General features: G+C 31.6%; 24 protein-coding genes. 6 read left to right on the top strand and 18 right to left on the bottom strand.

Annotated features, from left to right (window positions below; genetic code table 11):
• The first annotated feature begins 53 nt into the window (after window positions 1–53).
• The 6 genes from JBL43_RS04635 (at window position 54) to JBL43_RS04610 (ending at window position 6,984) form a co-directional block, all read left to right on the top strand.
• A complete protein-coding gene (locus JBL43_RS04635) occupies window positions 54–1,055 on the top strand; it encodes a GntR family transcriptional regulator (RefSeq protein WP_198840302.1) in 1,002 nt (333 codons plus the stop codon).
• A gap of 4 nt (window positions 1,056–1,059) precedes the next feature.
• A complete protein-coding gene (locus JBL43_RS04630; protein ID WP_198840301.1) occupies window positions 1,060–2,544 on the top strand; it encodes a xylulokinase in 1,485 nt (494 codons plus the stop codon).
• A 30-nt stretch (window positions 2,545–2,574) separates the two neighbouring features.
• Entirely contained in the window at window positions 2,575–3,891 is a 1,317-nt protein-coding gene (gene xylA, locus JBL43_RS04625; protein WP_198840300.1) for a xylose isomerase, read from the top strand.
• Window positions 3,892–3,901: 10 nt separating this feature from the next.
• A complete protein-coding gene (gene xylE, locus JBL43_RS04620; RefSeq protein ID WP_198840299.1) occupies window positions 3,902–5,329 on the top strand; it encodes a D-xylose transporter XylE in 1,428 nt (475 codons plus the stop codon).
• A 339-nt stretch (window positions 5,330–5,668) separates the two neighbouring features.
• Entirely contained in the window at window positions 5,669–6,085 is a 417-nt protein-coding gene (locus JBL43_RS04615) for a CBS domain-containing protein (RefSeq protein WP_198840298.1), read from the top strand.
• 140 nt (window positions 6,086–6,225) lie between these two features.
• Window positions 6,226–6,984 carry a zinc-dependent peptidase gene (locus JBL43_RS04610; RefSeq protein WP_138948618.1) on the top strand — a complete coding sequence of 253 codons (759 nt, stop codon included), beginning with the start codon at window positions 6,226–6,228 and terminating at the stop codon, window positions 6,982–6,984.
• A 4-nt stretch (window positions 6,985–6,988) separates the two neighbouring features.
• Here JBL43_RS04610 and JBL43_RS04605 read toward each other — a convergent pair whose 3' ends face one another.
• The 18 genes from JBL43_RS04605 to JBL43_RS04520 all read right to left on the bottom strand — a co-directional run bounded on the left by JBL43_RS04605 (window position 6,989) and on the right by JBL43_RS04520 (window position 20,963).
• Window positions 6,989–7,753, bottom strand: coding sequence for a sulfite exporter TauE/SafE family protein (locus tag JBL43_RS04605; protein WP_198840297.1), 765 nt, complete (start codon window positions 7,751–7,753; stop codon window positions 6,989–6,991).
• Between the two features lie 30 nt (window positions 7,754–7,783).
• A complete protein-coding gene (locus tag JBL43_RS04600; RefSeq protein ID WP_198840296.1) occupies window positions 7,784–8,170 on the bottom strand; it encodes a VOC family protein in 387 nt (128 codons plus the stop codon).
• Window positions 8,171–8,173: 3 nt separating this feature from the next.
• Complete coding sequence (locus JBL43_RS04595) at window positions 8,174–8,629, bottom strand: DUF1801 domain-containing protein (RefSeq protein WP_198840295.1); 456 nt, start codon at window positions 8,627–8,629, stop codon at window positions 8,174–8,176.
• Window positions 8,630–8,648: 19 nt separating this feature from the next.
• A complete protein-coding gene (locus tag JBL43_RS04590) occupies window positions 8,649–9,593 on the bottom strand; it encodes a 2-hydroxyacid dehydrogenase (protein WP_198840294.1) in 945 nt (314 codons plus the stop codon).
• 527 nt (window positions 9,594–10,120) lie between these two features.
• The gene (gene atpG / locus JBL43_RS04585; RefSeq protein ID WP_198840293.1) at window positions 10,121–10,981 is read right to left on the bottom strand and encodes an ATP synthase F1 subunit gamma; all 861 of its coding nucleotides are present in this window, start codon (window positions 10,979–10,981) and stop codon (window positions 10,121–10,123) included.
• A gap of 74 nt (window positions 10,982–11,055) precedes the next feature.
• Entirely contained in the window at window positions 11,056–12,633 is a 1,578-nt protein-coding gene (atpA, locus tag JBL43_RS04580) for a F0F1 ATP synthase subunit alpha (RefSeq protein WP_198840292.1), read from the bottom strand.
• Window positions 12,634–12,647: 14 nt separating this feature from the next.
• Window positions 12,648–13,202, bottom strand: a complete 555-nt coding sequence (gene atpH / locus JBL43_RS04575; protein ID WP_198840291.1) for an ATP synthase F1 subunit delta — start codon at window positions 13,200–13,202, stop codon at window positions 12,648–12,650.
• A complete protein-coding gene (locus tag JBL43_RS04570; protein ID WP_198840290.1) occupies window positions 13,203–13,697 on the bottom strand; it encodes a F0F1 ATP synthase subunit B in 495 nt (164 codons plus the stop codon). It abuts the gene before it with no gap.
• A 70-nt stretch (window positions 13,698–13,767) separates the two neighbouring features.
• Entirely contained in the window at window positions 13,768–13,974 is a 207-nt protein-coding gene (atpE, locus tag JBL43_RS04565) for an ATP synthase F0 subunit C (RefSeq protein WP_117882232.1), read from the bottom strand.
• Window positions 13,975–14,031: 57 nt separating this feature from the next.
• Window positions 14,032–15,111, bottom strand: a complete 1,080-nt coding sequence (gene atpB / locus JBL43_RS04560) for a F0F1 ATP synthase subunit A (RefSeq protein ID WP_198840289.1) — start codon at window positions 15,109–15,111, stop codon at window positions 14,032–14,034.
• Between the two features lie 116 nt (window positions 15,112–15,227).
• Entirely contained in the window at window positions 15,228–15,623 is a 396-nt protein-coding gene (locus JBL43_RS04555; protein WP_198840288.1) for a hypothetical protein, read from the bottom strand.
• Window positions 15,620–15,865, bottom strand: coding sequence for an AtpZ/AtpI family protein (locus tag JBL43_RS20420; protein WP_198840287.1), 246 nt, complete (start codon window positions 15,863–15,865; stop codon window positions 15,620–15,622). Before JBL43_RS20420 ends, JBL43_RS04555 begins: the two co-directional genes overlap by 4 nt.
• Complete coding sequence (locus JBL43_RS04545) at window positions 15,816–16,232, bottom strand: bactofilin family protein (RefSeq protein WP_117881509.1); 417 nt, start codon at window positions 16,230–16,232, stop codon at window positions 15,816–15,818. Before JBL43_RS04545 ends, JBL43_RS20420 begins: the two co-directional genes overlap by 50 nt.
• A gap of 80 nt (window positions 16,233–16,312) precedes the next feature.
• On the bottom strand, window positions 16,313–18,556 hold the full coding sequence (gene porW, locus JBL43_RS04540) for a type IX secretion system periplasmic lipoprotein PorW/SprE (RefSeq protein WP_498371148.1): 2,244 nt from the start codon (window positions 18,554–18,556) through the stop codon (window positions 16,313–16,315).
• Between the two features lie 83 nt (window positions 18,557–18,639).
• The gene (locus JBL43_RS04535; protein WP_198840285.1) at window positions 18,640–19,335 is read right to left on the bottom strand and encodes a hypothetical protein; all 696 of its coding nucleotides are present in this window, start codon (window positions 19,333–19,335) and stop codon (window positions 18,640–18,642) included.
• A complete protein-coding gene (locus tag JBL43_RS04530) occupies window positions 19,335–19,967 on the bottom strand; it encodes a hypothetical protein (protein WP_198840284.1) in 633 nt (210 codons plus the stop codon). The genes JBL43_RS04535 and JBL43_RS04530 overlap by 1 nt, the downstream gene beginning before the upstream one ends.
• A complete protein-coding gene (locus tag JBL43_RS04525) occupies window positions 19,964–20,629 on the bottom strand; it encodes a hypothetical protein (RefSeq protein WP_198840283.1) in 666 nt (221 codons plus the stop codon). The genes JBL43_RS04530 and JBL43_RS04525 overlap by 4 nt, the downstream gene beginning before the upstream one ends.
• 1 nt (window position 20,630) lies before the next feature.
• The gene (locus JBL43_RS04520; protein WP_198840282.1) at window positions 20,631–20,963 is read right to left on the bottom strand and encodes a PadR family transcriptional regulator; all 333 of its coding nucleotides are present in this window, start codon (window positions 20,961–20,963) and stop codon (window positions 20,631–20,633) included.
• Between the last annotated feature and the right edge of the window lie 118 nt (window positions 20,964–21,081).

Genomic DNA, 21,081 nt, shown 5'->3' with positions numbered 1-21,081 from the left:
TTGTTAATTAGAAAATATTTGTTATTTTTACATAACGGAACAGAACAGAACACATGTTAAAAGAAAATTTTACATTTAAGTTACTTCAAAACAGTGATATTCCAAAATATAAGCAGTTGGTGAATGCTATTAATGATGCCATTGCTAAAAATGATATTACAATTGGTGATTCACTTCCTTCGGTAAATGTAATGTGTAAGACCTATGAATTGTCAAGAGATACGGTTTTCAAATCCTATTCATTATTGAAAGAACAAGGAGTTGTAGATGCCGTTCCCAACAAAGGGTATTATGTGGCTAGCGATACCAAAAGAGTGCTTTTGGTTTTAGATACTTTTAAAGCCTATAAAGAAGTTTTATACCATTCGTTTATAAATAATATGCCTAATAATATTATAACCGATGTTCAATTTCATCATTATAATATTGACAACTTTGAAACTATTATCAACAATAGTAAAGGTAAATATTACAAGTATGTAATTATGCCTTTTGACCATAAGAAAGTGGCCTCTATATTGTCTGAAATGGAGCAACAGAATCTACTTTTAATCGATTGGAATATGCATTCTAATCCATCTAATAATTATGTTTTTCAAGATTTTGGAGCTTCTTTTGAGGAAGCTTTAACTGGTGCTGTTGCCTTGTTTAAAAAATATAATGAGATTCATTTTATTTATCCAAATTACACTAATCATAGCATCGAAACGGTTACCTATTTTAAAAGCTTCTGTAAGAGTAACAAATTCAAGTATAAGATAATTACCAATCCGAACGCCTTTATCATAGAAAAAAACATTGCATATATAAGTGTAAGTGATCGAATTTTAGGCAGTTTTTTAGAACAGTGTCGCGAAAGAGATTTTGAACCTGGTGTAGATGTTGGCTTTTTATCGTACAACGAAACGCCCATGAAAAAATTTATTTACAAAGGTATTTCTGTGGTTTCCACTGATTTTAAAAAGTTGGGCACAAAAGCAGCTGAATTTATCACAAAAGAGAAACCTATACAATGTTATATACCAACAAAATTAACCATTAGAGAATCATTATAAAATTATGTATTACATCGGATTTGATTTAGGAAGTTCATCTATCAAGGCTGCTCTTGTTGAAATTTCAACAGGAAAAAGTATTGGAGTTGTACAAGAGCCAGAAACAGAAATGACTATGCTGGCATTAAAGAATGGCTGGGCAGAGCAAAAACCAGAAGAATGGTGGCAATATATTTGCAAAGCCACGGAACGGTTAAAAAAGACTTATAATATTTCAAGAACGCAAATTAAAGGTATTGGTATTGCTTACCAAATGCACGGTTTAGTTGTAGTAGATAAAGCGGGAAAACCCTTGCGAAAAAGCATTATTTGGTGCGATAGTAGAGCTGTTGAAATAGGTAATAAGGGATTTAAAGATATGGGAGAAGAAAAATGTACTTCTCATTTGCTAAATTCTCCGGCCAACTTTACCGCTTCAAAATTAAAATGGGTGAAAGAAAATGAACCAGAAATTTATAAAAACATTTATAAATTTATGCTGCCAGGAGATTTTATTGCCTTTAAGTTTTCAAACAAAATGACCACGACAATTTCTGGTTTATCAGAAGGTATATTTTGGGATTTTAAAAACGATACTGTAGCGAACTTTTTATTAGAAAATTATGGCATTGATAACGCTTTAGTGCCAGACATAGTACCAACGTTTGGAGAACAATGTGTGGTAAGTGAAAAAGGAGAGTTAGAAAGTGGTTTGGCTGCCGGAACACCAATTTTTTATAGAGCAGGAGACCAACCAAATAATGCATTGGCGTTAAATGTATTTAATCCTGGTGAAATTGCTGCAACTGGTGGAACATCAGGTGTTGTATATGCTGTTACCGAAAAATTATCCGGTAAAGAAAGTACACGAGTAAACAATTTTGCACACGTAAATTATACAAAATCTAAACCTCGTATTGGTAAATTGTTAAATATTAACGGTGCTGGAATTCAATACAGATGGTTGCTAAACAACTTGGCCGTTGATTCTTATGAAGAAATGAATAATTTGGCTTCAGAAATTCCTGTAGGGTCAGATGGCGTTTGCATGCTTCCTTTTGGAAACGGTGCTGAAAGAATGTTAAACAATTTGGAAATAGGAACCAGATTAGTCAATGTAAACTTAAATAATCATCACAAAGCTCATATTTGTAGAGCTGCTTTAGAAGGTATTGCATTCTCATTTGTATACGGTATGGAAATTTTAACATCAGACGGAATAGATGTAAATGTAATGCGTGCTGGTAACGATAATTTATTTCGTTCAGAAATTTTTGCTAACACCGTGGCTACATTAATACAACACGAAATAGAAATTTATAATACAACTGGTGCTATTGGAGCAGCACGTGCTTCTGGCTTGCACAAAGGAGATTTTGAAAGCTATGGAAAACTAATTATGGAAAACGATCATGTAATGACGTTTATGCCTTTTAAAGATAAAGAACCCTACTTAAAAGCATACCAAAATTGGAAAAAAGAATTAGAACTAATATTAAGTACAAAATAAAATAATTTATAATCATAAAACACACAAAGAATGGCAACAAAAGAATATTACAAAGGAATAGGGAAAATAAAGTTTGAAGGAAAAGAATCAGACAATCCAATGGCGTTTAAGTATTATAACCCTGAACAAGTTGTGGCAGGAAAAACGATGCGAGAACACTTTAGATTCGCCATTGCTTATTGGCATAGCTTCTGTGGTCAAGGTGGAGATCCATTTGGACCTGGTACTCAAAGTTTCCCTTGGGATCAATCTTCAGATCCAATTCAAGCCGCAAAAGACAAAGCAGATGCTGCTTTTGAATTTATCTCAAAAATGGGCTTCGATTATTTCTGTTTTCACGATTATGACCTTATTCAAGAAGGGGCCACTTTTGCTGAATCTGAAAAGCGTTTGGCAACAATAACCGATTACATCAAAGAAAAACAAAAAGAAAATAGTGTTAAATTACTTTGGGGTACAGCCAACTGTTTTTCAAACCCTAGATATATGAATGGAGCAGGAACTAATCCAGATTTTGATGTAGTTGCCAGAGCCGGTGGACAAATAAAATTGGCTTTAGATGCGACTATCAAATTAGGTGGTGAAAACTATGTTTTTTGGGGTGGTAGAGAAGGTTATATGTCTTTGTTAAACACAGACATGGGTAGAGAATTAGATCATATGGGTCAGTTTTTGACAATGGCAAGAGATTATGCACGTAGTCAAGGATTTAAAGGAAATTTCTTTATAGAGCCTAAACCTATGGAGCCTATGAAACATCAATATGATTTTGATTCAGCAACAGCTATAGGTTTCTTAAAAGAATACGGATTAGATAAAGATTTTAAAATCAATATAGAAGTAAATCACGCCACTTTAGCCCAACATACTTTTCAACATGAAATTGAAGTTGCTGCAAAAGCAGGAATGTTAGGGAGCTTAGATGCCAATAGAGGTGATTATCAAAATGGATGGGATACAGATCAGTTTCCAAATAATATTCAAGAAACTACCGAAGCCATGCTTGTCTTTTTAAAAGCCGGAGGTTTACAGGGTGGTGGTATTAATTTTGATGCAAAAATCAGAAGAAACTCTACCGATTTAGAAGATGTTTTCCATGCACATATTGGTGGGGCAGATACATTTGCTAGAGCATTATTAATTGCGGATAAGATTATGACATCTTCACCTTACGAAAAGTTGCGTAAAGAAAGATATAGTTCTTTCGATTCTGGTAAAGGAAAAGAATTTGAGAAAGGTAATTTAAGCCTACAAGACTTGTACAAAATAGCTCAAGAGAATGGGGAGTTAACCTTAAGAAGTGGTAAGCAAGAATTGTTCGAAAACATTATCAATCAATACATTTAACTGACAAGCCATGCAAAAATCGACCAATTCAGCATATTTATTAAAATTGACATTAGTAGCGACCTTAGGAGGATTACTTTTTGGTTATGATACTGCTGTAATTTCAGGTACCGTAAGCTCATTAGATAGCTTTTTTGTCAAACCTTTTGGGTTAAGTGAAGTAGCCGCAAATTCCCGATTAGGGATGGTAGTTTCAAGTGCACTGATTGGTTGTATTATTGGTGGGCTTTTTGGAGGTGTAGTGAGTAAGAGTCTAGGGCGTAAAAAAGGATTGATTTTAGCGGGAATATTATTTCTATTTTCCGCTATAGGATCCTCTATGCCTGAGCTATTTATGAAGCCTATTGGAGAAGGAGATCACAGCTTTATTTACATTTTTGTAGTCTATAGAATTATTGGAGGTATTGGTGTTGGTTTAGCATCTATGTTATCACCGCTCTATATTGCAGAAATTGCTCCCGCCAAAGTGAGAGGTAAATTAGTTTCAATGAATCAGTTTGCAATTATTTTTGGTATGTTAATCGTTTATTTTGTAAACTATTATATAGCGAAACAAGGAGATGATAGTTGGTTAAATACAGTTGGATGGCGTTGGATGTTTGCATCAGAAACTATTCCAGCAAGTTTGTTTTTATTGATGCTGTTTTTTGTTCCTGATACGCCAAGATCACTGGTGTTAAAGAATCAAGATGAAAAGGCCTTAGATGTTTTAACCAAAGTGAATGGGGTAGAAGAAGCTAAAAAAATATTAGGAGATATTAAAAATACAGTTGTAAGTCATTCGGGAAAATTATTCTCTTTTGGAACTGCTGTTATTGTTATCGGGATTTTATTATCCATATTTCAACAATTTGTAGGTATCAACGTGGTATTGTACTATGCTCCAGAAATATTTAAAACGATGGGTTCAGGAACCGATACTGCTTTACTACAAACAATTATAGTTGGAGCCGTAAACTTAGCCTTTACTGTGTTGGCAATTATGACTGTAGATAGGTTTGGTAGAAAACCATTGATGATTATAGGTGCATTGGGTATGGCAATCTCTATGTTTGCACTAGGGGGAGCATTCTTCGGAAAGTCTGTAGGCATGTTTGCCTTAATATGTATGTTAGTGTATGTGGCAAGTTTTGCGATGAGTTGGGGACCAGTAACATGGGTTTTATTATCGGAAATTTTTCCTAATAAAATTCGTGGACGTGCCATGGCAATAGCCGTAGCAGCACAATGGATTTCTAATTACTTGGTTTCTTGGACTTTCCCAATGATGGATAAAAATAGTTATTTGTTAGAGAAATTCAATCACGGATTTGCCTATTGGATTTATGGTGGAATGGGACTATTAGCGATGTTCTTTGTTTGGAAATTTGTACCAGAAACCAAAGGGAAAACCTTAGAAGAAATGGAAGGTCTCTGGAAGAAAGGTAAAGACAAATAGCATTTAAATCTGAAAATGAAGAAGGTAAATTTAACTTTTTAAAATCTTCATTGTGTATAGTATAAATTAAAAATAATAACTCCTCCGCATTTTCTTTTTAAAAGATTAGCGGAGGTTTTATTTTTTATGAGATTGTAATCATTTCAGTCAGAATACGTACAGCATGTAATGTCATACATACAAATAACGAAGTATGTGTTTGTTTAGATAATTTACGTGGTTTTCTTCTAAAACGTAAATTAAAATTAAATGGAATAGTTCTCAATACTGATATTTATCATTTTAATTTGGCTTTATTTTTAGGAAATTTAACTAATAAACATAAAAGGTTAAATCATTATGAAACATAAAGAACCTGTATCTAGAATTATGACACAAAATGTAGTTGTCATCAAACAAAATGCAAAATTACCAGAAGCTGATAAATTGTTCAAAGAACATAAAATTAGACATGCACCTGTAGTGAAAAACAAAAAGATTGTTGGCATGTTAAGTTTGACTGATTTATCTCGAATTAGTTTTGCAGATAATTATGATGATAATGAATCTATTGATGATTCTATTTACAGTATGCTTTCTGTAGGTCAGATAATGGCCAGTCATCCGGTGATCGTTTCTTCGGAAACCATAATCAAAGATGTAGCATCGTTATTGATTAATAAAGAATTTCATGCACTTCCAGTGGTAGATAATGATGAATTGGTAGGCATAGTTACCACTACAGATTTGTTAAAATATTTAGTTGATAGATGTTAATAAGGATGTGAAACTTAGAAAAAAGCACTCTTTTTTGCTAAAATAGTCGTATTATAGCGGTAGAAAAGAAAGAATACTTTAAAAGTTAACTCGTAGCTATGGGTTAATTTAAAAGAAATTGCTATTTAAAAACAACTATTTTGATAGAACTTGTAAGCCTTGTATTTGGTGCAACTAATTTGAACCGTTTTGTGCTTTTTCCAAATTTTATGTTTGGAGCACAGCGGGCTATTATTGCCGATAATTTCCCTTTTTATAATAATTTATCTATTATTGATAAACGTTGTTTTGAACATAGAGTATTAAAGTTTATTGAAGCTCATAATTTCATTGGTCGTGACGGTATCGTAATTACAAAAAAAATGGAGTTATTAATTGCCTCTACTGCGGTAATGTTAACTTTTGGAATGAGAAGATACTTGTTTTCTCAGTTTGATAATATCGTTATTTATCCTAAAAATTATGTTTCTAAAGTAACCAATAGACGTCATCAAGGAGAAACGAATCCAAGATTGGGTACAATTGTTTTCTCTTGGGATAATTTTATGGATGGAATAGAAATTGAAGAAAATAATTTAAATTTAGGCTTGCATGAATTAACGCATGCTATGCATTTTAGTTTTTTAAAAGAAAGTAGTTTTACCTCAGTTGTGTTTTTAGATCATTTTACGGCATTGTTAGAGAGAATGAAAGACAAAAAATTACAACGAAAAATTGTAAAGTCAGGTTATTTAAGACAATATGGTTTTAAGAATCAGTTTGAGTTTTTATCTGTAGTGGTTGAGCATTTCTTTGAAACACCACATGAGTTCAATCAAAAATTGCCAGAAGTGTACAAGATGGTGAAGCAAATGATGAATTTAGATACATTGAAAATGTCTTCTAGGCGTTCGGCTTAGGTGTTTATTTAAATAGCATTACCAAAGCTCCTATTGTCGTTACAATGAGAATAAATTTTCTATAATTTAGGTTAGATATTTTTTTAACAATCATCACACCTATAAAAAATCCTAAAACTACGGAAGGTATAAGAATGGAGTTTAAAACCAGTGACTCTTTCGTAACCGTTTTCCATACAAAAAAGTGAAACGGTAATTTAAAAACATTTATTATAAAAAACAGCCAAGCTGCTGTACCGATAAATTCATTTTTAGGCAGTTTAATAGCTAGAAAATATATATTTGATATTGGTCCAGCTAAATTACCTATCATAGTTGTAAATCCCGCTAAAAACCCTGCAGAACTGGAAAAAGCAATATGTGTGGGGATTGTTGAAGATTTTCTTTTTTCATTATAAAATAAAATAAGCACAGAAGTTATAATAATGATAGCCATCAATCTTTTAAAAAGCAATTCAGAAATATCATTTCCAACCCAAACCCCAACAAGAACTCCAACGACCATCCATGGTAATAGTTTTTTTATATATGTCCAGTTGGCATGTCTATTATAATATATTACAGCGAATATATCAGCAAATATGAGCATTGGCAACAATACACCAGTGGAGGCTTTTTCGCCAAATACAAATGCTAGAATTACTACATTAAGAATACCAATACCTTTAATACCAGATTTAGATAAACCTAATAAAAAAACGGCTAACAGTATAAAAATCCATTGTTGGGCGGACAGTTGATAGGCATTAATAATTTCGAGGTACGACATTAATTGAGAAAGTTCATTTTGGTAATCAATTTATAAAAATGCTGCATCTTTCGGTTCCCAAAGTTCAATTTTATTACCATCTAAATCGAGAATCCAACCAAACTTTCCATATTCAAATTCCTCAATTTTGTCAATGACTGTAACGCCTTCTTTTTTAAGTTCATCCAATAATTCAACTAAGTTTTCTACCCTATAGTTAAACATAAAGTCTTTTTTAGAAGGCTCAAAATAATTCGAGTCTTGCTTAAAAGGACTCCATTGTGTTGAGCATTTATTCCCATCTGCATCTTTCCACCAAAATGTACAACCCCAATCATCTGTATTAAATCCTAAATGTTTTTTATACCAATCTTTTGTCGCATTAGGATCATCAGTTTTAAAAAAGATGCCACCAATACCAGTTACTTTATTTTTCATCTGTTATTTTTTTAATGATTTTTCATATGTTTCAATCCAATCTTTTACTGTCATTTTTTTAACTAAGTCAGCAATTAATTCATGAGGAATTTCATTTATATATTTAAAGCGGATACAACTTTTACCCATATCTAATTTTCGCTTGCTATATTTAGGATATTCGGACACAAACCAATCTAACAATTCCTTTTTGGCGTAGATACCAACATGATATAAATTTATAGAATTTTTCTGTGAAGCTAAATTTATAAATGGTAAAGGTAACTTCGGATCACAATGATATCCATTAGGGTAAACGGAATGCGGTACATAATAACCAATCATGTTATAATTTATGCCTGATTCAAATCCGTTAGGTAAATGCTCTAAAATTACTTTATGGAGTTTGATAATTACTTCTTTTCTGTCTTCAGGTATTTGGTCGATATAATCTTCAACCGAGTTAGCTTTATAATTCATAATAGTTGTTCCTCACAATTTACGAAAAATTTGCGTCAACCTTATCAACTATGGTTTGTGCTAACTTTTCATTACTTTCAATTGTCCAGCCGGCAACATGGGGTGATAGAATCACATTTTCTGCTTCAATCAAATATTGGTAGGCTTCTGGCATGTTTTTATCAGTAAATAAATGTTCAAAAGATGATTTTTCATATTCTAAGACATCTAATCCCGCTCCTAAAATTTTACCTGATTTTAAGGCATCCACCAAATCTTTAGTCACTACACTTTTCCCTCTGGCAGTATTTATAAACCAGACCGGCTTTTGAAAGGCGTTAATAAAATCTTTATTCACCATATTCAGAGTTAATGGCGTTTGTGGTGTATGTAAACTAATAACGTCAGTTTTTGCTTGAAATTCAGCTAAGGTGACTTGTTTACAGTTGTCATCACCAACATTAGGTTTAATATCGTAGCAAAGTACTTCTATATCAAATCCTCGTAGTTTTTTAGCAAAAGCTTTGCCCATATTGCCATAACCTATAATACCGACAGTTTTACCATCTAGTTCCAAACCACGGTTATTTTCACGAAGCCATTTTCCTTGTCGTACTTCTCTATCAGCTTTATTGAGTTTGTTAAATAAAGACAGTAACATACCTAAAGCATGTTCACCAACGGCATTTCTATTGCCTTCTGGAGCGGCTATGAGTACAATGTTTTTTGATTTAGCATAGTCAACATCAATATTTTCCAATCCAGCACCAACTCTTGCTATAAACTTTAAATTTTCAGTGCTATCAATAAATTTTTTATCGATTGTAAAACGACTTCTAATAACCAAACCTTGGTACTCTTTTATTTTCGTTTCAATACGTTCTTTTGAGGAAGTAAAATCTTCGTCACAGATATAGCCTAAAGTTTCAAGACCTGTTTTTAGTAGCGGGTGGTTGCTATCAAGAAATAATACTTTTTGTGTCATGCTTATAAATAAAAAACACCCAAAGATATTAAATCTTCGGGTGTTTGTACAAGTTATTAATGAGATTCCTGAATTTACAGAAATAGGAAAATTATCAATTAATTATTTAGTGCTTCCGCACTCATAATGTATTTGGCTTCGCCTAATTATTTAGTGCTTCCGCACTGTTTAAATATTTGACTTCGCTATCCCTTCGTCTAATTGTTCAACGCTTCTGCACTGTTTAAATATTTGACTTCGCTGTCGCTACGCCTAATTGTTCAGTGCTTCTGCACTGTTTAAATATTTGACTTCGCTATCGCTTCGTCTAATTGTTAAGTGCTTCTGCACTGTTTAAATATTTGACTTCGCTGTCGCTTCGTCTAATTGTTAAGTGATTCTGCACTGTTTAAATATTTGACTTCGCTGTCGCTTCGTCTAATTGTTAAGTGCTTCTGCATTGTTTAAATATTTGACTTCGCTATCGCTTCGTCTAATTGTTCAACGCTTCCGCACTGTTTAAATATTTGACTTCGCTGTCGCTACGCCTAATTGTTAAGTGCTTCGGCTCCACCAACAATTTCTAAAATTTCGTTAGTAATAGCAGCTTGACGTGCTTTATTATATGTCAATTTCAATTGGTCACGTAATTCAGTCGCATTATCAGTCGCTTTATGCATGGCTGTCATACGAGCACCGTGTTCTGATGCATAAGAATCTCTTACGGATTTATACAATTGAGTTTTTAATGATTTAGGAATTAAACCTTCAACAATTTCAATTTTAGAAGGTTCAAAAATATAATCTAAATTCACATTTTGATTACTAGCTTCAGAAACAATTGGTAAAAACTGTTCGTTAGTTGTAATTTGTGTTGCTGCATTTTTAAATCTGTTGTAGACAATTTCTATACGATCATAAGATCCGTCAGCATATTGCTCCATTAACGATTCGGCAATTATCGCAGTATTGTCAAATGTTAAGTCATCAAATAAATCGCTATGATTAGCAACTACATTATGTTTTTTTGACAATAAATCATTTGCTTTTTTACCAATAGTTATAACATCCACTTTTTGATTAGCATACGTTGTATGAATAATATCAAGGGCTTTTTTTATTACAGAAGTATTGAAAGCACCACAAAGACCTCTATTGGAAGTTACCACCACTAAAAGCACCTTTTTTACGTCTCTTTTTTGAGCATAAACGCTTCCAACATCACCTTCTAAAGTAGCACTTAAACTTTGCAACAATTCAGTTAATTTATTGGAATAAGGACGCATAGCAGTAATTGCATCTTGGGCTTTTTTCAACTTAGCAGCAGATACCATTTTCATGGCACTCGTAATTTGCATGGTTGAACCAATAGATGAAATTCTGTTTCGTATTTCTTTTAAATTTGCCATTTGTTTTTAGTACAAAGTATAAAGGTATTAAGTAGTAAGATGTTAGCATCTTACTACTTAATACACATCTCTAATTAAATGTATTTTTCTGATAATTCTTTAGCAGCATTTTCAATAACTGAAATTGCATCATCAGTTAATTTACCTGCTTTTAAAGTATCTAAAGTATCTCTATGTTTAGTGTTTAAAAAGTATAAAAAATCTTTTTCAAATTCTTTTACTTTTTCAACAGGTACATTTCTTAATAAGTTTTTAGAACCAGCATAGATAATTGCAACTTGATCTTCAACAGTAAAAGGATCGTTTTGAGCTTGTTTTAAAATCTCAACATTACGTTTACCTTTTTCAATTACATTCATTGTTGCAGCATCTAAATCAGAACCAAATTTTGCAAAAGCTTCTAATTCACGATATTGTGCTTGATCTAGTTTTAAAGTACCGGCTACTTTTTTCATTGATTTAATCTGAGCATTACCACCCACACGAGATACAGAAATACCTACGTTAATTGCTGGTCTAACACCTGAATTAAATAAATCAGATTCTAAGAAAATTTGTCCATCCGTAATAGAAATTACGTTTGTTGGTATATAAGCAGAAACATCACCTGCTTGAGTTTCAATAATTGGTAAAGCAGTTAAAGAACCACCACCTTTTACTAAATGTTTTATAGAATCAGGAATGTCATTCATTTGCTGTGCAATAGTATCATCATTGATCACCTTTGCAGCACGTTCTAATAATCTTGAGTGTAAATAAAATACATCACCAGGATAAGCTTCACGTCCCGGTGGTCTTCTTAATAATAAAGAAATCTCACGATACGCAACGGCTTGTTTAGATAAATCATCAAAAACAATTAATGCAGGACGACCAGTATCTCTAAAAAATTCACCAATTGCAGCACCTGCCATTGGAGCATATACTTGCATAGGTGCAGGGTCAGAAGCATTTGCAGCTACAATAGTTGTATACGCTAATGCACCACGTTCTTCTAACATATTTGCAATAGCCGCTACGTTAGATCCTTTTTGACCTATAGCAACATAAATACAATATACTGGCTCACCAGCGTCAAAAAATTCTTTTTGATTTAAGATCGTATCTAAAGCAACAGTTGATTTACCTGTTTGACGGTCACCAATAATAAGTTCACGTTGACCTCTACCCACAGGAATCATAGCATCAATAGCTTTAATACCAGATTGCATAGGCTCAGTAACAGGCTCACGGAAAATTACACCAGGAGCTTTACGCTCTAATGGCATTTCGTAAGTCTCACCTGTAATAGGTCCTTTACCATCAATTGGTTCACCTAAGGTGTTTACAACTCTACCTACAATACCTTCACCAACTCTTAACGAAGAAATTCTTTCTGTACGTTTTACTGTAGCTCCTTCTCTAATATCAGTTGAATCACCTAATAATACAACACCAACATTATCTTCTTCAAGGTTAAGTACCATACCTTCCAATCCGTTTTCGAATTCTACTAATTCACCGTATTGTACATTGGCTAGACCGTAAACACGAGCAATACCATCACCTATTTGTAAAACAGTACCTACTTCATCTAAAGAAGCGTTACCATCAAAACCTGCTAATTGTTGTTTTAAAATTGCTGATACTTCAGCTGGATTTATTGTTGCCATTTATTTAATTTTTATTAAAACTTTGGTACGTAATGATTATGTTCAAACTCTCTACGTAAATTATTCATTTTTCCTGTAATACTAGCGTCAAATTGTTTGTCGCCAACACGTAAAATAAATCCGCCAATAATTGTTGGATCAATAATATTTTCTATACTAACCTCTTTACCTACTATTTCTTTAACCTTAATAAGTATTTTTTCTTCTAAGGCTTTCGTTAAAGGAATCGCTGTAGTTACTTTTGCTAGTTCAGAACCTTTATGAAGGTCATAAATTAGAGTGTATTGTTTTGCTATTTGAGATAATATAGATAACCTTTTATTCTCAATAAGTAAATCAATTAAACGTATTGATATTTTATCAAGATTTTTAAATACTGCTAACAAAGCAGACTTTTTAATTTTTGATTTGATTACAGGACTGCTCAACATAATTTGCAACTCTTTACTGCCCTCCATAGTAGAAGCAATAGATTGCATATTTTCATTAATAGTGTCGGCCTTTTTTAATTCTAACGAAAGATTTAAAACAGCTTTAGCGTATCTTATGGCAGCTCTTGAGTGCTTCATCTAGTTCAATTTTACATCGTTTAACATACTTTCAACTAACTTTTCTTGTTTGTCTTTGTTTGAAAGTTGTTCTTTTAAGACTTTTTCTGCAATGCCTATTGAAAGATCAGCTACTTGATTTTTTAAATCAGTAATAGCTGCTAATTTTTCGTTTTGGATACTAGTTTTAGCCTGTTCTATAATTTTATTCGCTTGAGCTTTTGCTTCATCCTTAGCTTCAGAGATTACATTATTTTTCATCTCTCTAGCGTCTTTAAGCATAGCATCTCTTTCTGCACGGGCTTCTTTTAAAATCTTTTCATTATCAGATTTTAAATTTTCCATTTCTTGACGAGCTTTATCAGCTTCTAACAAAGCATTTTTTATAGAGTCTTCTCTTTCGCCTACTGCACCTAATATAGGTTTCCAAGCAAATTTTCTAAGAATAATCAATAAAATAATAAAGGTTATACCAGTCCAAACAACAAGTCCTAATCCAGGAGTTACTAAATCCATTTTATATTTTTTATATATTAATTTTAAACAAAAATAAAAGTGCAACCAACCGTTACACTTTTATTTCTTTTTACTTAAGAAATGATACTACCACTGCAAACAATGCAACCGCCTCAACGAAGGCAGCTAAAATTAAAGCAGATGATTGAATCTTTCCATGCATTTCAGGTTGACGTGCCATAGCTTCCATAGCTTGTCCTCCAATTTTACCAATACCGATACCAGCTCCAATAGCTGCTAAACCAGCTCCAATAGCTGCAATAGATCCTACGTCCATGGCCTCAGTGGCTTGTAATAATGCTAAACTCATAGTTTAAATATTTAAAATTAATTATTAATGTTCTGCTTCTTCAGTTGCCATACCAAAATAAAGGGCAGACAATACTGTAAATATGTAGGCTTGAATAGCCGTTACTATAATCTCAATAACCGTAATAAATAATGCAAATGCAATTGATACAGGAGCAACCGCAACTGATTTAAATACGAATATTAAAGACATTAATGCTAATATAATAATGTGACCTGCTGTAATGTTCGCAAACAAACGAATCATTAATGAGATTGGTTTCACCATCATTCCTATTAGTTCAATAGGCATTAAGAAAATTTTCATGGGTACAGGAACTCCTGGCATCCAGAAAATATGTTTCCAATAATTTTTATTACCTACTAAAGTTGTAATAATAAACGTGAATAGTGCAAGGGTAAAGGTAAATGCAATATTACCACTTACGTTAGCTCCGTTTATAATAGGTATTAAACCAAATATATTATTAATCCAAACAAAGAAGAAAATGGTTAATAAATAAGGCATATATCTTTTATACGTTTTTTCGCCAATCATGGGTACGGCAATCTCATCTCTTACAAAAACGATTAAGGGTTCTACAAAACTTGCAATACCTTTAGGTACAAAATTTTCTGATTTTTTATAACGTCTAGCGGCACCAATAAAAATAAGTAATAGTACCAATACAGAAACCCACATCATAAATACATTTCTAGTAATAGAAAAATCGTAAGGTTTTACAGCGTTAGTAGGATGGTGTTCAGCATCAAAAGCAACCGAAGTTTCACCATCATTTAGCTGATATATTTTTTCATGTAAATTAACAAATTTACCGCCATTCTTCTCAACAATATGCGTACCTGAGTTATCATGATGAAATTCAGATGACATAAAAGTAGTCAATCCATTATCCGTCCATAATATAACAGGAAGGGAAATAGAAACTGGATGTCCGTCCCAATCCCAAAGATGGAAACTATGAGCATCCTTTACGTGATGCATGATCATTTCTTTAGGGTCGAACTTTTCGTCCCCGGTTTTTTCTTCGCCTGAAGCGAATCCGTTAAGGGAAATGGAGAATAACAATCCTAATAAAAAAAATCTAAAGGTGTTGATTTGCATTACGTATTCAATTAAAAATATATCTCTTAAAATTCCGTGCAAATGTAAGGACATTTAATTAAATGGCAAATATTATTTTATTATAAATTTTAAGTAAAAGTTTTGTATAGGAAAGGTTATTTTCCTTTCAATAAATCACTTATATATAAGACTTCAAATGCTAAAAATAAAAAATACGGAATAAAGAAATTAAAAACATCTGGTTTTTTATTTTCAAAATCAGAAAGTAGTAATGGTAACAAAAAAACAATTGCGATTATCATTTTGAGCAATGTGCTAACCATAAATATATTAAAAACTTGAGTATTACATTCTGAATGTTTGTAATTAATAATGCCATAAATAGCAAAGGTTACTAAACAATGAAAAGCATAAATTTGCCAAAGCGGAAAAAAAAGATTTCCATCATAAAAATAATGGATTAAGTAACTATGTACCGCAAAAAGTACTATTGTAAAAAATAATAGTTTTAATAAAAAAGAACCTTGTCTTTTCTTAAAAATTGTATTCATTTATCTTTAGATGAGTGGGTTATCTGTCGAATAACGATATATATCGAAATTAAAACAGACGCCAAAGATAATACAATTGTATAGATATTGTGTGTGTTTGGAAAATGTTCATCCAACTTTACACCAGCATATGAACCAATGCCTATGATAGCAAACATTTGAATAGCAATACCAGAAAATCTAGCGTAAGTATTAAGCTGTTTTTTCGGCTTTTCTTTGTTGTTGGCTTTGTTGCTGCTCATTTCGAAGTGCTTTTACGTTACCTTTCATATTACAAGAAGCATTGAAATTAGCACCAGGTTCTACAGAAAGTTTTCCTAAAACAACTTCTCCGTTAATAGTAGCGGTTGATTTTAATGATAACAATTCGTCAACATTTAAATTGCCAGAAAATTTACCTTCAATATCAGCATTACTACAATCAATAGTTCCATCAACAGAACCTTCTTTACCAATAACAACTCTACCTGATGTTTTAATAGTACCTTTAACGTTACCATCAATTCTAAAATCGCCATCAGATTTTATATCACCTACAAATGAAGAATTTTTACCAATAATATTTCTCTCTAATACTTGTCCTGGATTTGTCTTTTTTTCAGAAAACATAATTTAATTTTTAAATTTAAACTTCATTTAACTTTTTATTACTTGTAGGGGAGCAATAAAATTCTCTTTCTTGTTACTACTTACTGACCTGAATTTGCTGAGTCACTATCAAAATTCTCTAAAATTTCAACAGCACGTTTACCTTCTTCAGTATTCGGATAACTTAAAGCAACAAAGCTTAATGCTTCTTTAAATGCTTCAGTTCCGATGGTTTTCATTAATATATGAGCTTTTAACAACTCTAACTTCGGAATAATAGGTTCGTCCTTGAAACGTTCTATAGCTTTTTCCGTTTTTTGATAAGCTTCAACATAATGTTGAAAATCATAATTACAATAAATGTCGTTATATATTGCTTCTGGTGAATTAGCATCATCATAAGCTAACACTTTTTCTGGGTTTAGAATGATTTTCGCATATCTAGACTCCGGATAATTAGAAACGACAACGTTTTTGTATTTATTGCTTTTCGTTTCATCAAAATTAGCATAAATTTTATATAAATGATAATTTATAGGAAGAATTAATTTTTCAACTGGATTATAGGTTAATAGTTTTTCTAAACGTTCTGCAGCCAAAGGGTATTCTTTAAATTGTTCTTTATAAATTATTCCTAAATTATAATAAGCATCATTTCGTAAAAAGGTAATACTATCCAACTCGCTTTTTTTAGAAGGAATTCTACTGATATAATAATCTAATTCGTACTTTTTAGAGGTGTCAAAATTATCTTCAACAGCTAACAGTTCCGTTTTCTTAGAATTATCGCTAATTACTTTCTTCGCAGATATTCTCCAATTGTCTTCTAAAGCTCTATTACCCCAAGATCGCTTAAATTCTTGTTTTCCAAAACCTGCAACATTGTTATTGTAAAAGTAAAATTTACCACCTTTAGTACTACTTTTAGAAGAATCGTCTGATAGATTTCCAAAACCAGTGGTGCTCACTAAAGCATTTTCTAGTTTTATTTTAGCCAATTCATCTACTTTTTTAATACTGTCTATGTATCCTTGATAAAAAGCTTCTTGTGCTGCTTTAGGTAGTGCAGCTATTTTTAAAATACTATCATTTGTATTTGCCAAAGCTTCATAGGTAATTACTTCTTCTAGGCTTTCACGTTTTCTAACCAAACGTCTAATACGCTTTTCATTTTTATTTTTAGTGATACCTATAATGCTATCATAATAAGCACCTGCCAATTCAAATTTAGCTTTATCAAAATAAATATTACCAATGGCTTCATAGGTCAATTCCCTTTGGTACTCTATTCCGTTTACTGCTCTTAATGATTTTTCAAAATCTTCTAAACCAATTTTTATACTATCGTTTTGAGATTCTATGAGTCCCTTGTGATAATACAATTCATCAAGAAAAGGTCTATTATCTCTATTTTTAATTAGTTTTTTAAACCGTGCTAAGAATAGAGCGGTACTGTCTTCTTTTGTATAATTTTTAGCTCTATCAATCTCTGCATGCACTTGATAGCGTAGCGGAGCTTTTTTGAAATTCATCAATTTCTCAAAATAGAGATTAGAAGAATCAATTTTTTGCTCGTTTCTGTACACTTGCCCCAGAATAAATAGGTTTCGTGATTTTTGCTTTGGATCTACAGAAAATAATACAGCACTATCTAAATGTTTTATTACTAAATCAGTACTGTCTAGAGCTTGATATGCCATTGCCATTGTCGTGTGGCCATCTTCGACAAGTTCTAATGGTAAGTTTAAGTTTTTTAATAAGTATTGTAGGGTTTCAATTGCCAATTCTTCATTTTGCAAACGCACTAATGTTTTTGCTTGCCAAACTCGAGTTTGATCTTTAAGGTCGTTTTCAGTATAATTTTCTAACACAAAATTAAATGCTTCTAAAGCAGGAACAAATCGTTGTGAGTAGTATCTAGACTTACCTAATAATAAATAAGCATCGTCAATTTGTCTATTGCGTTCCTTGCCTTTAATGTCCATTCCATGCTTCTGAATGGCTTTTACAGCTTTTTCTTCAGCACGTTCAAAACCGGTAGCTGTACTCTCTGTATCACCATTTTTATCTTTAGGAGGTGATGAGGGATTAATTAAAATATCCTTATCATCTTCTTCAATTTTTAGTGGTTCAATTGGAAGTAACTCCCAAAAGTTGTCCGCATATTTGTCGTCTAATTGTAATTTAGCTTGGTCATAAGCAACTTGACCATTGTATAGAACATTATACTTGGTAGATAAAGCATGCATGTTTCTACTTACCAGATTATTCTTTTTAGTTGAGCAACTAATGAGAATAAGTAAAAATGCACTAATGAAAAGCCAGAGGGGAAACTTTTTAATCAAAATTTGAGTTTGTCTAGTAGTGTAACTAAAAAAAAATGGAATTATTGTGTGGTGTTGTTACAAAAACTCAAATATAATGGAATTTATAGGATGGGCTGATATTCTGGATAGTTTTTAACCATATAAGACGTTATTTTTTTTGGAATAATTCTAATACCAATAAATAAAAATATACCAAAACATACAATGATGGTTGCTATGAACCACTTGCCCCAATAATTTATTATGAGAGTATAGTTTATTAATTGGAAAATTTGAATTGGAGTTATTCCTAAAAATGCAAATCCGCCAAGTGAGGCAAAAGTATTTTCAACAAGCCATTTTTTACCTGTTGTTTTGTGTTTTCTTTTTATTTTTTTTGTTAGAACAAAGAGAAAAATAAATTCAATAATTACAAATAGGCCAAGTGATACTATAATTAAAGCGTTTATGTTTTCTAAATAATTAAGAATAGAAAAGTAAGAGGCTATTAAAAAAGCAGTCAAGAGTATTTTAGGGAGACTAAAAAATAATTTAAACTCTTTTAAAATTAACTTCCAATATTTTTTATTAAGTGCATTTTGTCTTTTTTTAACTAATTCTGAAAAGCCGAAAACCCCAAACTTTTTAAAAGATTTGTTTCGAGCTTCTGTAAAAGTTAAGTTTGGTTCTTCTTTCCAAATTTGTTCTATATCATTTGCAAGATGATCTACCAATTCTGTTTGTAGGTCGTACCATTCCACATAATGTTTTTCTGTGAAAGTAAAGAGTGATGCTATGTGTTGTTTTGTTAGTTGCATCAGTTACTCAACAAGATTTTATATTTTTTTAAAGTTGCTTTTCTTTTTAAACTAACTTCAATTAAACCAGCTATATTTAGACAAATACCAACAAAACAATAAATAAAGAATAGTATTTTGTTTTGATTTAGAATATCTTTTATCGGAGTTACTACATATAAGAATAAAGAAGGTAGAGACATGATATTAGCGATATAAAGAGCTGAGATTAGTTTTTTGTTTTCTTTGTTTTTAAAGTTGTAAGCAAAGAACCAACTGATAACTTGCATTATACAAATTGGAATAAATGCCAGTAATAATGCCGTTTTAGTTTCAAATTTAAAGACTAAAATATAAGTGTACATAAATGATAAAATTGAAATGTATACATATTTTATTTTTATAAAAAAATCGAAAAAACGTAACCACAATTGTTTTTGATAGGACCAATGAATAGAACTCTTCCTTTTCTCTGTGAAATTATTTATAAAATTTATCTTTGAGTTAAGATACTTATTTAAGTCAATATTATCATAGTTTTCAAAATCACTTACTAAATGATCTAATAGTTCAAACCTTACGTCTAAATATTTTATATTTTTCTCCATGAGAAAAATATCAATAAAAGCGATTTGTTGTTTTGTTAGTTTCATGATACCTTATTTTTAAACAAACCGTGATGCTTCTTAAACATTTGATAACCAAAAAATACGGATACAGCTTGCAGTCCAATAAAACTAACAATCCATGGTTCTAAAAATAGAGCTCCTCCTTGATAAAAAAACTCACCGACAATAAATGGTGTTAAGATTAAATATGAAAAAGCTTGCGAATTAAACAAAAAGCGATAGGTGCTTTTTATTCTATTTATATCTATTTTTAAAAACCAGAATATGAGCAATGTGTTAGATATAAGGAGTATACTCGATATCACAAAAGTTATAATAAATTGGGAATCGATTATGAGTTCATTTAAACCATTAAATGTGTTTTTATTTAAGATTAAAGGTAAAAGCCCAAATAATAAATATAAAATGAACCATTTTGAAAATATTTTTTTTGCTTTTTGAATTATAATTTTTGGCCTAGAATTGGCTAATCCAGTCATCCAATTGGTTGATAACCTAAGCTGACTTTTCCACTTTTCAATACTATACCTAAAAGCATCATCAAAATTCTTATTCTCAAAATTTATTTCATGTTCAACATCACTGACTATATGATCAATCAATTCCAATTTGATATCCCAATACTTAACGCCTTTATCTTTTAAGTAGTTATCAATAAAAGCGATTTGTTGTTTTGTTAACTCCATATTAAGCCAATTTAGGGTTAATAATGGTTTGCATGGTCTTTAAAAAAGTCTCTAATTCGGCCAAACGATTTACTGTTTCTTTAGTTCCTTGTTCGGTAAGTTTGTAGTATTTACGAAGGCGATTGCCAATGTTAATGATTTCAACATCTAGCAATCCTTCAGCCTCTAATTTGTGTAGGGCAGGGTAGAGGGCACCTTCGGTAATTTTTAACTCACCTTTGGTGAGTTCTTTTACCTTCTGGGTAATTTCATAACCATACATCTTATCCTGTTGCTCTAACAGTTGCAGGATAATGGTTTGCAGTGTGCCTTTATATAATTTCTGATTTCCCATATACCAAATATACATAATTATTTTATATACATAAGAAAATTAGGTATTAAAATAAAGATTAATTTTTATTTAAAAACAGGAAACCTATTTGAATGTCTTTTGTAATGTAAACACCCCT

Source organism: Aureibaculum flavum (assembly GCF_016406085.1).
GTDB lineage: Bacteria > Bacteroidota > Bacteroidia > Flavobacteriales > Flavobacteriaceae > Aureibaculum > Aureibaculum flavum.
The sequence above is the reverse complement of the archived record's forward strand: the minus strand, read 5'-3'. Positions and strand labels throughout refer to the sequence as shown.

Excerpts from the sequence above, each read along its gene's own strand:
- JBL43_RS04530 (WP_198840284.1), bottom strand. The coding sequence starts at position 19,967 with ATGAAACTAACAAAACAACAAATCGCTTTTATTGATATTTTTCTCATG.
- JBL43_RS04525 (WP_198840283.1), bottom strand. The coding sequence starts at position 20,629 with ATGGAGTTAACAAAACAACAAATCGCTTTTATTGATAACTACTTAAAA.
- JBL43_RS04520 (WP_198840282.1), bottom strand. The coding sequence starts at position 20,963 with ATGGGAAATCAGAAATTATATAAAGGCACACTGCAAACCATTATCCTG.
- JBL43_RS04555 (WP_198840288.1), bottom strand. The coding sequence starts at position 15,623 with ATGAATACAATTTTTAAGAAAAGACAAGGTTCTTTTTTATTAAAACTA.
- xylA (WP_198840300.1), top strand. The coding sequence starts at position 2,575 with ATGGCAACAAAAGAATATTACAAAGGAATAGGGAAAATAAAGTTTGAA.
- atpA (WP_198840292.1), bottom strand. The coding sequence starts at position 12,633 with ATGGCAACAATAAATCCAGCTGAAGTATCAGCAATTTTAAAACAACAA.
- atpG (WP_198840293.1), bottom strand. The coding sequence starts at position 10,981 with ATGGCAAATTTAAAAGAAATACGAAACAGAATTTCATCTATTGGTTCA.
- JBL43_RS04535 (WP_198840285.1), bottom strand. The coding sequence starts at position 19,335 with ATGCAACTAACAAAACAACACATAGCATCACTCTTTACTTTCACAGAA.
- JBL43_RS04595 (WP_198840295.1), bottom strand. The coding sequence starts at position 8,629 with ATGAATTATAAAGCTAACTCGGTTGAAGATTATATCGACCAAATACCT.
- JBL43_RS04615 (WP_198840298.1), top strand. The coding sequence starts at position 5,669 with ATGAAACATAAAGAACCTGTATCTAGAATTATGACACAAAATGTAGTT.
- JBL43_RS04605 (WP_198840297.1), bottom strand. The coding sequence starts at position 7,753 with ATGTCGTACCTCGAAATTATTAATGCCTATCAACTGTCCGCCCAACAA.
- atpB (WP_198840289.1), bottom strand. The coding sequence starts at position 15,111 with ATGCAAATCAACACCTTTAGATTTTTTTTATTAGGATTGTTATTCTCC.
- JBL43_RS04570 (WP_198840290.1), bottom strand. The coding sequence starts at position 13,697 with ATGGATTTAGTAACTCCTGGATTAGGACTTGTTGTTTGGACTGGTATA.
- JBL43_RS04600 (WP_198840296.1), bottom strand. The coding sequence starts at position 8,170 with ATGAAAAATAAAGTAACTGGTATTGGTGGCATCTTTTTTAAAACTGAT.
- JBL43_RS04590 (WP_198840294.1), bottom strand. The coding sequence starts at position 9,593 with ATGACACAAAAAGTATTATTTCTTGATAGCAACCACCCGCTACTAAAA.
- atpE (WP_117882232.1), bottom strand. The coding sequence starts at position 13,974 with ATGGACGTAGGATCTATTGCAGCTATTGGAGCTGGTTTAGCAGCTATT.
- atpH (WP_198840291.1), bottom strand. The coding sequence starts at position 13,202 with ATGAAGCACTCAAGAGCTGCCATAAGATACGCTAAAGCTGTTTTAAAT.
- JBL43_RS04630 (WP_198840301.1), top strand. The coding sequence starts at position 1,060 with ATGTATTACATCGGATTTGATTTAGGAAGTTCATCTATCAAGGCTGCT.
- JBL43_RS04545 (WP_117881509.1), bottom strand. The coding sequence starts at position 16,232 with ATGTTTTCTGAAAAAAAGACAAATCCAGGACAAGTATTAGAGAGAAAT.
- xylE (WP_198840299.1), top strand. The coding sequence starts at position 3,902 with ATGCAAAAATCGACCAATTCAGCATATTTATTAAAATTGACATTAGTA.
- JBL43_RS04635 (WP_198840302.1), top strand. The coding sequence starts at position 54 with ATGTTAAAAGAAAATTTTACATTTAAGTTACTTCAAAACAGTGATATT.
- JBL43_RS20420 (WP_198840287.1), bottom strand. The coding sequence starts at position 15,865 with ATGAGCAGCAACAAAGCCAACAACAAAGAAAAGCCGAAAAAACAGCTT.